Below are 12868 nucleotides of genomic sequence, written 5' to 3'. Positions count from 1 at the left end.
CAACTGAAAAGACCTGTGAACCAACAGACTGGAGAAACCCGACTTGGCTACCACCAATCATTTGGAAGACCTAGCTGCATTGCAGAACCCTGCAGAGGATCCGCACCTGCGCCGGGGCCCGCGCGGCTTCCCGCTGCTGCCTGGCGGCTATGGCCGGTCAACGTACTACACCGGCGCTCCGAGCCCCTACGCCATCAAGGGCGAGGGCTACCGGGTGTGGGATGACCGCGGCCGTGAACTGATCGACGCGAACAACAACTTCACCTCCCTGATCCACGGCAACGCCCACCCGGAAATCACCGAAGCCGCCACCAAGGCCCTCACCACCGGTGCCAGCTGGGGCATCCCGAACCTCTACGAATGGGAACTCGCCGAACTCCTGCTCGGCCGCCTTCCCGACCTGGACCAGGTCCGTTTCGCGAACTCCGGCACCGAAGCCGTCATGTCCGCGATCCGCATCGCCCGTGCCAGCACCGGCCGTGAGCGCGTCATCGTCACCAAGGGCGGTTACCACGGAACGTCAGAGGTTGCCTTGGTTCCGGGCGGACCCTCCTACCAGCGCGGCGTGACCCGCGGCGTGATCGACGACGTCACAGCGGTGCCGCTGAACGACGTCGAATTCCTGCGCCAAGCGGTTGAATCCGCTCCGGACGCCTACGCCGCCATCATCCTGGACCTGCTGCCCAACCGCGCCGGCCTCCTCACGATTAACGAGGAATTCGTCCGGACCGCCAGGGAACTCGCCACCCGCTACGGCATTGTGCTAATCATCGACGAGGTCATCAGCCTCCGCCTCGGCTACAACGGCTTCAGCGGCGAATACGGGGTTTCTCCGGACCTGCTGACCACGGGCAAGCTCATCGGCGGCGGATTCCCCGTCGGAGCAGTATGCGGCAAAGCCGAGCTCATGGCCGAGGTGGACCCCACCCGCCCGGGCAGCCTGCCCCACGGCGGTACGTTCTCCGGCAATCCGGTCAGCATGGCCGCCGGTTCCGTTGCCCTGCGCCTCTACACCGAGGATGAGGTCAAGCGCCTGAACCAGTTGGGCGACACCGCCCGCGACACGGTCAACGCCAGGATTGCCGACGCCGGCTGGGAGATTCGTGGCTGCGGCTCGCTCCTCCGCGCGGTTCCGGCCGGTGCGGAGAAGGTGGACGAGCACACCCAGCACAAGCTGTGGTGGGCCTCCTACGAGCGCGGACTGCTGGGTTCTCCGGCCAACCTGCTGTCCCTGTCCACGCCTATGGACGAAAGGGTGGTCGACGACATCGCTGATCGCCTGGCCGACGCCGTACTGGCGGTCGCCTCGGACGCTCCCCCCACGGAAGGCGCAAACTAACCATGAAGATCGTTTCCTACGAACACGAATCCGGTATCCGCGGTGGCGTCCTGATCGATGACACCGTCTATGACCTGGAACTGCTGCTGCAGGGTTCCAGCCAGGCAGTGCACGGAGCCGTCACCACCGTCCGGGAATTCCTTGAACTCTACGGCGACCGGCTTCAGGCCGTCTCGGCCGAGGTCAGCGCACTGGCCGGCCAGGACCCGGAAGCCCACGTGGGTGCCCGGGCCGATATCCGGCTGACAACACCTGTGCCCAATCCCTCCAAGGTGCTCTGCATCGGCCTGAACTACAAGGACCACGTTGCCGAGACCGGCCGCGCGTTCCCGGAGTACCCGGACGTCTTCGCCAAGTTCGCCTCCACCATGGTTGGGCCCGAGGACGAGATCGGCGGTGCGAAGGTCAGCGAGAACCTCGACTTTGAAGGTGAACTCGCTGTGGTGATCGGGCGCAAGGCCAGCGAGGTCCCCGAAGAAGAAGCATTGAACTACGTTGCCGGGTTTGCACCGCTGAACGATGTCACCGCCCGGGACCTGCAGTACCGCGGGACGCAGTGGCTGGCAGGCAAGGCCGTTGACGGGTCAACCCCGTGGGGCCCTGCACTGGTCACCTTGGACGAAGTGGGCGATCCCCAGAACCTGGACCTCGCCACTCGCGTGAACGGCATCGAAGTGCAGCGCTCCAACACGAGTTACCAGATCTTCCCGATCGCCCGCATCGTCTCCTATCTTTCAAGTTTCCTCACCCTGGAACCAGGCGACGTCATTGCCACAGGAACCCCGCAGGGCATCGGTGCCAAGCGGAACCCGCCTGTCTGGCTGGAACCGGGTGACACGGTGGAAATCGAAATCGACAAGGTGGGTCTGCTCCGCAACACCGTGGGCAAGCCCCAGCTCTAATCCCTGCCAGCTCTACGAAAGTTATGAAGACCATGAGTGATGTACAAACACAACCAAGTGAGGCCAGGTACCGCATCGCCGTCGATACCGGCGGTACCTTTACCGACGTCGTGGTCGGTTCCAACAGCGGTGACATGGCGGTCGGCAAGGCGCTGACCACCTACGACCGTGTGTTCACCGGCTTCGAAGCGTCGGTCCGCCGTGCTGCCGAGTCCGTTGGCTGGAGCGGCGACGACGTGCTGCGCAACGCAGACGTTATTGTCTACGGCACAACCCACGCTACCAACGCAGTCCTGACAGGCAAAGTTGCCAAGACGGCGTTGCTGACCACGGACGGCTTTGCCGATACGCTTCTGCTCCGCGAAGGCGGCCGTCGTGATGCCTTCGATTCGAAAGCTGCGTACCCGCCGCCCTACATTCCCCGCCACCTGACCTTCCAGATCACTGAACGCATCTCCTCCGAGGGCGACATCCTGGTGGAGCTGGACGAAGAGCAGGTCCGGCAAGTCCTCGGCTCCTTCAAGGAACAGGGCATTGAAGCTGTGGCCGTCTCTTTCCTCTGGTCGATCATCAACGACGCCCACGAGAAGCGCGTTGCCGAGCTGATCCAGGAGATCCTGCCCGGCGTTCCGTACACGCTCTCCAACGCGGCAAACCCCACCATCCGTGAATACCGCCGCTCCTCGGCAGCCTCGATCGACGCTTCCCTGAAGCCATTGATGGCCGACCACCTGGGCAAACTCCGCTCCGACCTCCAGAAGTACGGCTTCGCCGGCGACCTGCTGGTGGTTACCTCCGAAGGTGCCGTCCTCGACGTCGCCGATGTACTGGACCGCCCGGTACTGCTGCTGAACTCCGGCCCCTCCATGGCTCCACTGGTTGGCGCGGCGGCGGCTCCGGACCACGACACAGTGGTTGTCTGCGACATGGGCGGCACCACCTTCGATGTGTCCCTGGTCGAGAATGGCGTGGTCCGCCACACCCGTGAAGCCTGGCTGGGCGAGCCGTTCGTCGGGCACCTCACTGGCCTGTCCTCCGTGGCAGTCTCGAGCATCGGCGCCGGTGGCGGCAGCATCGCCTGGATCGACGGCGGTGGCCTCCTTCGCGTAGGCCCGCAGAGTGCGCGCAGCACCCCCGGCCCGGCAGCCTACGGCCGCGGCGGCGAAGAGCCGACTGTCACCGACGCCTGTGTGGCCCTTGGCTATCTCGACACAGAAGGCTTTGAAGGTGGGTTCACCTTGAACCGCGAGGCCGCCATCAAGGCAATCGACACCCGCATTGCGGGTCCGTTGAAGATGGACACCCTGCAGGCTGCCCAAGCCATCCTTGATGTCTCCGCCAACCACATGGCTACCGCCATCCGCCAGTCTGCTCTCGAACAGGGCGTTGACCCCCGGGGTGCGCTCATTGTTGCTGGAGGTGGCGCAGGCGCCATGGTCGCAGCGATCATCGGCAGGCTCCTGGAAGCCGACACCGTCCTGATCCCGGCTACCGCCGGCGTCCTGGCCGCCTACGGCGCCCACCGCGCACCGATCGCTACCGAGTTCCTCTCGCCGCTGCACAACGACACCCGCAGTTTCGACGCCGGTTCGGCCTCCCGGGCAGTGGAGGACCTGACGGCCAAGGCTGAAGTCTTCGTGAAGCGGTTCGACGGCGTGGGCGAAGCACCCAAGGTGACCTACTTCGTGGACGCCCGTTACCCCGGGCAGGCCTGGGACCTCCGCGTCTACCTCGACGCTGCCCCGGACACCTCCGGCGATGCGGCAGGCATCATCGAGCGCGCCTTCCACGAGGAGCACGACCGCCGCAACGGCACCCACGATCCGGACAGCCGCGTGGAGATTATCACCTGGGGTGTCCGCGTGGAAATCCCCCGGTCGGAGCACACCAAGTCCGAAAGCGAACTCAGCCGCACCGCGGAAATCCACCGCACGGACAGCATTGTTTTTGGCGGCGAACCCTTCAGCACCCAGCGCTACCGCGGCGTGACGCTCGCCCCACGCGACAAGATCGTAGGACCGGCCGTCATCGATCAGCCCACCACCACCATCGTCGTGCCGCCGGAGTGGGACGCCACGCTCGATGAACGATCCAACATCTACCTCACCCGTAAGGAGGCGTAACCGTGACCCGCGAATTCGATCCCGTAAAGCTCTCGGTCCTTGCCAACGCATTCGACGGCATTGTCCGCGAGATGACCAGCGGCCTGCTCCGCTCCGCCCGCTCATCCGTCATCAACACGGCCCGCGACTTCTCCTGTGCCGTGCTGACTGCGGACAACCAGTTGCTCGCTGCCGCCGAAGGTGTGCCCGTGCACGTCTTCGGTGCCGGCCCGCTGGGCGAAGACATGGTTGAGCTGCACAAAGACATCAAGGAAGGCGATGCGTTCCTGCACAACGACCCCTACATGGGTAACTCGCACGCTGCAGACCACGTGATCCTGGTACCCATCTTCATCCAGGGCCGCCACCTCTTCACCGCCGTGACCAAGGCCCACCAAGCCGACTGCGGCAACTCGCTTCCCACCACGTTCTTCGCCACCGCGCGGGACGTCTACGAGGAAGGCGCACTGATCTTCCCCTGCGTGCGGATCCAGCGCGACTACACGGACATCGACGACATCATCCGCATGTGCCGGTCCCGCATCCGTGTTCCCGACCAGTGGTACGGCGACTACCTGGCATCCGTTGGAGCCTCGCGCATCGCCGAGCGCCGCATCCACGAACTCGCTGAAAAGTTCGGTGTGGATGACCTGGTGGACTTCGTGGACGCCTGGTTCGACTACTCCGAGCGCCTGACGGCCAGCGCGATCGAGAAGCTGCCCGAATACGTCCTCCACGGCACCTCCACCCACGATCCCTTCCCCGGCACAGGCCCGGACGGCGTGCATTTGCAGGCAACGCTCGAGGTGAAGCCAAAGCAGGGCAAGGTTGTGATCGACCTCCGCGACAACCCGGACAACCTGCCCAACGGACTGAACCTCACCAAGGCAACGGCCACCGGCGCTGCGCTGGCCGGGATCCTTTCCGGCATCCCGGAGAACCTGCCGAGCAACGCCGGGACCTTCCGTCGCGTGGAGGTGCTGCTGCGTGACGGCTGCGCCGTGGGTGTTCCCAAGCACCCCTACTCCTGCTCGTCGGGCACCACCAACCTCGCGGACCGAGTGGTCAACATCGTCCAGGCCGCTTTCTCCCAGATCGACGATGGTTACGGCACCGCCGAGGGCGCAGCCGGCCAGGCGCCTGCCAAGTCGGTCATCTCCGGGACGGACGAACGCAACGGCAACCCCTACGTCAACCAGATCCTGGTAGGCGGCGTCGGTGGTCCGGCCACCCCGTACGTTGATGGTTGGCCCACCTACCAGCGACCCGTGTGCGGGGCCCTCCTGTACCACGACAGCGTGGAAGTGGACGAGCAGCGTTACCCGATTCTGGTCCACGAACGCACCCTGGTGGCCGACTCCGGCGGTGCCGGCCGCCAGCGCGGCGGACTTGCCACGCGCGTCACCATGGAACCCCGCGGCGAGAGTGTCACCCTCACCTACGGCATCGAAGGCAAGATCAATCCGCCCAAGGGTGTCCGTGGCGGCCACGACGGCGCCGAGCCCTCAGCCTGGGTGGAAGACCTCAAGACCGGCGAACGCCACGAAATCCCCGTGGTGGGCCGCTACGATCTGCAGTCGGGCGAGAAGGTCGTCTCCATCACCCCCGGCGGTGGTGGCTACGGCGACCCGCTGGAACGCGACGTCCTGGCAGTGCTCGACGACTATCGCGAGTCACGCGTGACCCTCGAAGCCGCGGCCGCACACTACGGCGTGGTCATCACCGACGGCGCCGTCGACGAAGCAGCAACGGCCCAGACCCGCCAGGTACGCCTGGCCGGCTAGCACCGAGCTATCGCAACTAGCACCGGCCTATCGCAACTCATCCCGGGGCGAGGTATATTCCTCGCCCCGGGATGTTCCAACAATCATTAAACGGAGATTCACATGGAACCCATTCGAGTCGGCATCATCGGCGTCGGAAACGTCCTCAACCAATACCTGGACAAGATCGGCGTCCACCCCGACGTCCAGATCGTGGCGCTCGCGGATGTGAACGCCGAGGCAGTCAGGAAGCGCGCTGCCGAGTACGACGTTCCCAAGGCTCTCACCCCGGACGAGCTACTGGCAGATCAGGACGTAGAGTTGGTCCTCAACCTCACGCCGCCCAAGCTCCATGCACCAGTCACGCTCCAGGCGATCGCTGCCGGCAAGCACGTCCTTTCCGAAAAACCCTTCGCAACCTCCCTTGAGGAAGCGAAGCAGATTCTGGACGCAGCACGGGAAGCCGGCGTCAAGGTAGGTTCCGCGCCCACCACGTTCCTGGGTTCCGGCATGCAGACCAGCCGCAAGCTCATTGACGACGGCTGGATCGGCGAGCCGGTGGCAGCCTTCGCCTCGTTCGCCTGCCGCGGCTATGAGCACTGGCACCCGAACGTGGACCCTTTCTACAGCCCCGGCGCAGGCCCCATGCTGGACATCGGGCCGTACCTGATCACCAACCTTGTGAACTTCTTCGGCCCGGTGAAGCGGGTTTCCGCGACCACGCCCCGTTCGTCCGAGACTCGTCCGCGCCCGGGCAAAGAGGGTGAAGTCATCCGGATCCAGACCCCCACGCACGTCACGGGCACCCTCGACTTCGAGTCCGGCGCTGCTGCCACCGTGATTGTCAGCTGGGACATCTGGAACCACAACCTGCCGCACCTGGAGATCTACGGCACCGGCGGCTCCCTGGCCGCGCCGAACCCGGACCACTTCTCCGGCGCTCCCGTGCTGCGCCGCGGCGAGCCGGGCGACCTCGCGCTGGACATGACCCCTCCCGGCGGTGGCGACTGGCGCGAAACGCCCATCACCCACCGTGACGACGCCTACCGCGGCATCGGCCTGGCCGAATTCGGCTACGCCATCCGCAACGGCGTGGAGCCCCGGACGGGGGGCGACTTCGCCTACCACGTGCTTGAGGTCCTCCTCGCCTTCGAGGCATCTTCGGAGCAGGGCAAGCACATAGAGATCGAAAGCACTTGTGAGCGGCCCCGGCCGCTGCCCTCCGTGGGTCCGCAGGAGCCCTACCGCTTCGACTAAGACAACAACTAAACAGCAGCCGACGGCGGTACCTACGTGCCGCCGTCGGCTGCTGTTTTTGCGTGTCCGGGCAGGTGGGCTGCGTCCCAAACTGGGACACAACTTTGCTTCCCCGCGGTGAAAACCTGATGTTCGGGCGAATCGGTTTGCAAGTGCCGACGCACCTACGAATTTAGGAGAACGCATGACTAGCACAGCCGCTGCTGATCTCGGCACCGAGGTCAATATCGCAGCCGATAAAAAGGCCGTCCGCCGCCGCACTGTCGCACAAGCGATCGTCGAGTATTTGCAGGTCCAGTACAGCGAACTGGACGGCGAGAAACGGCGCCTGATCGCCGGCATGTACGGCATCTTCGGCCATGGCAACTCCGTGGGCCTGGCCCAAGGCATCGATGAATACGGTGTGGACTTCCCGCACTACCAAGGAAAAAACGAGCAGTCCATGGTCCACGCGGCCATCGGCTTCGCCAAGGCTTCCAACCGAGCGGCCACGCTGGCCTGCACCGCTTCAGCCGGACCGGGATCCACCAACATGATCTCCGGTGCCGCGACGGCCACCACCAACCGCCTCCCCGTGTTGCTGTTTCCTGCGGACATCATCAACAACCGGTTCGGCGACCCCGTGCTGCAGCAGATCGAACACCCCGTTGAGCGCGACGTGTCCGCCAACGACTGCTTCCGTCCCGTCAGCCGGTACTTCGACCGGATCACCCACCCGGCCCAGCTGCTGTCCACCCTCCCCGAGGCCATGCGCGTCCTCACCGATCCTGTGGAAACCGGCGCCGTGGTGGTTTGCCTGCCGCAGGACATCCAGGGCGCCGAATTCGACTTCCCGGAGTCCTTCTTCACCCCGCGTGTCTGGCACATCCGCCGGCGTCCCGCCGTCGAGGATGAGCTCCGCGACGCCGCAGAAATCATCCGCAACGCGAAGCGTCCGCTGCTGATCGCCGGTGGCGGCGTCCGCTACTCCAAGGCACAGGAAGAACTGGCACGCTTCAGCGCCGAGTTCGGCATCCCGGTGTCCGAGACCTACGCCGGCAAGGGCAGCGGACCCATCACCGACCTTAACCTCGGGGCATTGGGTGTGACCGGAACTGTGGGCGCCAACGAGATTGCCGACGGTGCGGATGTTGTGGTCACCGTGGGCTCCCGCCTGCAGGACTTCATCACGGCCTCGCACTCGCTGTTCCAGAACCCGGACGTGAAGTTCGTGAACCTCAACGTGGGTTCGTTCGACGCCCACAAGATGGGCTCGTTCCCCGTCATCGGTGACGCCAGGCTTAACCTGGCCGCCCTGCGCGAGCGGCTCGCCGCCGTCGGGTACTCGACGTCGGACGAGTTCCGCAGCGACGTGGCGGACGCACGCAAGGCCACGCTGGAAGTTCGCAAGCACGATCTCCAGGATTTCGCCGGTGAACTGATGAGCCAGGCACAGGTGATCGACGTGCTCAACAGGCGCACCACCAACGAGGACGCCCTGATTTTGGGCTCCGGCGGCGTGGTTGAAGGCATCCACAAGGCGTGGGATCCCTCCAACGGCACCGAAATTCACTTTGAATACGCCAACTCCTGCATGGGCCATGAGATCCCGGCCGGCCTCGGCTACCGTTTGGCCCGTCCCGATGCGCCGGGCGAGGTATATGTCCTGATCGGTGACGGTACCTACTTCATGCAGCCAACCGAACTGGTCACGGCTGTCCAGGAACGCAAGAAGATCATCACCATCGTCATCGACAACCGCGGACACCAGTGCATCTGGCCCCTTCAGGTTGCCAAGGGCGGTCCGGGCCGCGAATTCGGCACCCAGTACCGGGAACGCAGCAAAGAGTCCGGCCGACTGGACGGGGCCATCCTCGACTTCGACATCGCCGCCAACGCGGCCAGCATGGGTTGTGCTGCCTGGTCCACGACGACGATCGAGGAGTTCTCGGCCGCCCTCACCGAGGCGAAGGAAGTCGAAGGTCCTGCTGTGATCGTGGCCCGCGTGGAGCCATGGCGCTATCTTTCCGGCAACGGCGCCTTCTGGGACGTTGGAGCTCCGATGACCTCGGAGCGACCCGACACCCTGGAGGGTATCGCCAAGCACCTCAAGGGCCGTGAGCGTCAGCGCTTCTACGCTGCCACCACCGCACCTGAAACGCGCTAAGCGCACCGGGCGGGACCGCTCCATCCGGCGGTCCCGCCCGTCTCTTTTACGGGATTTATTGACCAAGGAGCATTCATCATGAGCGCATTTGCCGTTACTGATCCGGCCACCGGAACCATTCACGCCGAGTACCCCGCAGCCACCGACGCAGAAGTCGAGGCCGGACTCAGCGCAGCCCAGAAGACCTACCAGGACTGGTCACGCACCACTACGGTCGCCGAACGCGCGGCCATGGCCAAGCGCCTCGCGGACCTGTTCGTTGCGCGCAAGGACAAGCTTGCCGCCATCATCAACCGCGAAATGGGCAAGCCGCTCCAGCAGGCCGTAGGCGAAGCGGAGTTCTCCGGCTCCATCGCGGCAGCCTTCGCTGAAAACGCTGAAGAATGGCTCGCGGACGAGGAACTCGAGGTTGCTGACGGGCTGAGGAGCTTCTTCCGCTACCAGGGCCTCGGCGTGATCCTGGGCATCATGCCGTGGAACTACCCCTACTACCAGGTGGCACGGTTCGCGATCCCCAACATCATCCTGGGCAACACGGTGATCGTCCGCCACGCCAGCCAGTGCCCGGAGTCGGCGCTCGCCCTGGAGGAACTCTTCCGCGATGCAGGCTTCCCGGAGGGCGCCTACGTCAACCTCTTTGCCACGCACCAGCAGATCTCGGACATCATTGCCGATGACCGCGTGCAGGGTGTCTCGCTCACCGGTTCCGAGCAGGTGGGAGCGATCGTCGCTGAGCAGGCCGGACGCGCGTTGAAGAAGTGCGTCCTCGAGCTTGGTGGAGCCGACGTGTTCCTGGTTCTGGACACTGACGACGTGGACCTCGCGGTGAAGAAGGCCGTGATGGGCCGCATGGGCAACACGGGGCAGTCGTGCAACGGTTCCAAGAGGATCGTGGTGCTGGACAAGTACTTCGACGAGTTCTCGGAGAAGTTCAAGGCCGCCATTGCTGGCCAGTCCTACGAGAACGGCGATTTCGGCCCGATGTCCTCCGATTCAGCCACCAAGTTCCTGGCTTCCCAGGTGCAGGGTGCGCTGGACCAGGGCGCCGAAATCCTGGTGGGCAACAATGAGCCAAAGGGCAACGTGTTTACCCCGACGGTGATCACTAACATCACCCCGTCCATGGACGTCTACAGCGAGGAACTCTTCGGTCCCGTTGCACAGCTCTACAAGGTCAGCACCGACGATGAAGCGATCAAGCTCGCGAATTCCTCGCCGTATGGCCTTGGTTCCGTGGTGATTTGCGACGACGTCGACCGCGCCGAGCGCGTCGGCAATCAGCTCGACGTCGGCATGGTGTTCGTAGGTGCCTACGACCTCAGCGGTGCGGATGTGCCGTTCGGCGGCGTCAAGAAGTCCGGTTACGGCCGGGAACTGGGCAAGGTGGGCATGCTGGAGTTCGCCAACAAGAAGCTGTTCCGCTTCGCGAAGTAGTTTTCAACGCACAAGTTTCAGCGCAGCACAAAGGAGGCCGGATCATCGCGGACCGGCCTCCTTCCTGGCTTTAAGCAGCAAGCCGCCTTATTGCTCCTGCTCTGTGTACGGCATAGTGCCAGCCTCCATCGCTGCCAGCTGCAGCGCAAGCAGTTTGGAGTAGAACCTGCCGTCGCCGATGCCGAGGGAAACCATGAACCACAGCTGGTCCACCGCGGTTCGCCGCCACAACCGGCCATATTCGCGGTCCGCCCCCACCTTGGCGAACTCTCCGACCCGGTCAGCGATGTCATCACCGAGGACCTGGCGGACCACCGATGGAGCACCTTGGTAACCAGTAGCGAATACAACGAGGTCAGCCTCCAGGCTGCGGTCCCCGTCCAGCAGGACCCCGCTGGAGCTGAGGCCCTCCACGCTGCCGTGACGCAACTTGATGGTTCCATCGATGATCAGTTCGGAAGCGCCGGCGTTGTAGTAATAGCCGGTTCCGTTAAGGCCAAAGATCAACCCCAAGACTCCTTGTCCGTCCGGGCCGTCGCTCAGTTCGAAGCCGGCTTCAATCAGGCCGTCCAACAGTTCCCGGTCCATCGCCTTGACCAGCTCAACATGTTTAGGTCCGTGTGCGGGGAGTGCTCCGAAAGGCGTTGAAGCGTTGATGAGGTCGGCTTCTTCGGTGCTGTATTTTCCGCTGACGTGGTTCGCATGCATCACCTTGTGGAAAGTGGAGGTGTTCATGACAAAGGTTCCGGACCGCTGGATCATGGTGACGTCGACGCCGTGCTCGGCCAGATCCTGTGCGATGTCGTGCCCGCTGACGCCGGAGCCGACAACCACGGCACGCTTTCCCTGCCATTCTGCATGGCCCCTGTAGTCCACGGCGTGCATGACGGTGCCTTCGAACTCCGATCGTCCGGGTACCTCCGGAATGTTTGGTGCAGCGTTCATCCCGGTGGCGAAAACCAGGTGCCTGGGGTTGATCCTGCGCTGCTTCCCTTGCCGGTTGAGGTCGACGATCCACCGCCGGGATGGTTCATCGAACTCCGCGGCGTCTACTGTGGTGCCGGTCCAGACGGCCAAATCCAGGAGTGTCGCGTAGCTCTCCAGGAAGTCTCCCAACTTGTCCTTGGGAGTGAAGCGGGGCCACGTCGATGGGAATGGAAGATACGGCAAATGGTCGGAAGCCAGCGGAGTGTGGAGCGCCAGCGAACTGTACCGTTTACGCCAGTTGTCCCCAACGCGCTCGTTCGGTTCCAGAACCAAGGCGGGAATCCCAAGGGCCCTCAGGCGTGCTGCCAGCATGAGCCCGTTGTGCCCTGCGCCGAGGATGACAACGTCAGGCTCCTGCTGGGTGAACTCGGGGTCGAGTCCGTCCTGCCAGCCAACGCGGTTCCGGACCGGCCCGTGGGTTTTTCCGCTCGGTCGGGCGTCGAGATGGCACTCGGGGTGGCTGTCCACGGCGTCGAGGGCCAACACGAGGGTCGCCGCGAGCCAGGTTCCGTCGTCGTCCTGCTGCACCAAGCGGACGTGGCCGAACCCGTTGCCTGCGCTGTTCCTGAACTGCAGGAAAGCGGAGATGGCGCCGGGAGTTCCCTCCTCGACAACCACCGATGCGTTGCCCGGCCGCACCTGGATCGACGTCGGCCGGTCTGCTGCGGGAACGGTGAGGCAGGTGGAGATCTCCTGGTGTCCGATTGCATTGCGGAAATCCCAGGACAGGGCCAGGAGGTCACGGACAACGCCGTCGGGCAGGAAAAGGTCCGCAGCGGCGGCGACGTCCTGCGAGGACAAAGCATTCGTGAGCTGTCCCACCCATTCATGCACGATCATGCGGGGTGTTGTGGTGGAGCCCGGCTCCATTGCCGGGGCTATGGCTACATCAGTCATGAGTGCCGATTCCTTTGTGTGTGTCATGTGTATGGTCTCTT

8 protein-coding genes are annotated in these 12868 nt (G+C 64.2%); 7 read left to right on the top strand and 1 reads right to left on the bottom strand.

What is annotated here, in order from left to right:
* Positions 1 to 43: 43 nt before the first annotated feature.
* The 7 genes from J2Y41_RS04895 (at position 44) to J2Y41_RS04865 (ending at position 10943) form a co-directional block, all read left to right on the top strand.
* Positions 44 to 1339: an aminotransferase class III-fold pyridoxal phosphate-dependent enzyme gene (locus J2Y41_RS04895; RefSeq protein WP_309926654.1), complete on the top strand. Its 1296-nt coding sequence runs from the start codon at positions 44 to 46 to the stop codon at positions 1337 to 1339.
* 2 nt (positions 1340 to 1341) lie between these two features.
* Positions 1342 to 2241 carry a fumarylacetoacetate hydrolase family protein gene (locus tag J2Y41_RS04890; protein WP_309926652.1) on the top strand — a complete coding sequence of 300 codons (900 nt, stop codon included), beginning with the start codon at positions 1342 to 1344 and terminating at the stop codon, positions 2239 to 2241.
* 32 nt (positions 2242 to 2273) lie between these two features.
* Positions 2274 to 4364, top strand: a complete 2091-nt coding sequence (locus J2Y41_RS04885; RefSeq protein WP_309926650.1) for a hydantoinase/oxoprolinase family protein — start codon at positions 2274 to 2276, stop codon at positions 4362 to 4364.
* 2 nt (positions 4365 to 4366) lie between these two features.
* Complete coding sequence (locus J2Y41_RS04880) at positions 4367 to 6127, top strand: hydantoinase B/oxoprolinase family protein (RefSeq protein WP_309926645.1); 1761 nt, start codon at positions 4367 to 4369, stop codon at positions 6125 to 6127.
* A gap of 102 nt (positions 6128 to 6229) precedes the next feature.
* The gene (locus J2Y41_RS04875) at positions 6230 to 7363 is read left to right on the top strand and encodes a Gfo/Idh/MocA family oxidoreductase (protein WP_309926642.1); all 1134 of its coding nucleotides are present in this window, start codon (positions 6230 to 6232) and stop codon (positions 7361 to 7363) included.
* 184 nt (positions 7364 to 7547) lie between these two features.
* Complete coding sequence (iolD, locus tag J2Y41_RS04870; RefSeq protein WP_309926640.1) at positions 7548 to 9509, top strand: 3D-(3,5/4)-trihydroxycyclohexane-1,2-dione acylhydrolase (decyclizing); 1962 nt, start codon at positions 7548 to 7550, stop codon at positions 9507 to 9509.
* Positions 9510 to 9587: 78 nt separating this feature from the next.
* Positions 9588 to 10943: an aldehyde dehydrogenase family protein gene (locus J2Y41_RS04865; protein ID WP_309926638.1), complete on the top strand. Its 1356-nt coding sequence runs from the start codon at positions 9588 to 9590 to the stop codon at positions 10941 to 10943.
* A gap of 87 nt (positions 10944 to 11030) precedes the next feature.
* Here J2Y41_RS04865 and J2Y41_RS04860 read toward each other — a convergent pair whose 3' ends face one another.
* Positions 11031 to 12827: an NAD(P)/FAD-dependent oxidoreductase gene (locus tag J2Y41_RS04860; RefSeq protein ID WP_309926636.1), complete on the bottom strand. Its 1797-nt coding sequence runs from the start codon at positions 12825 to 12827 to the stop codon at positions 11031 to 11033.
* Between the last annotated feature and the right edge of the window lie 41 nt (positions 12828 to 12868).

It is taken from the genome of Arthrobacter sp. 1088 (assembly GCF_031455315.1).
Classification (GTDB): Bacteria; Actinomycetota; Actinomycetes; order Actinomycetales; family Micrococcaceae; genus Arthrobacter.
Note: the sequence above shows the minus strand (reverse complement) of the source record. Positions and strands in the feature narration are given on the sequence as shown.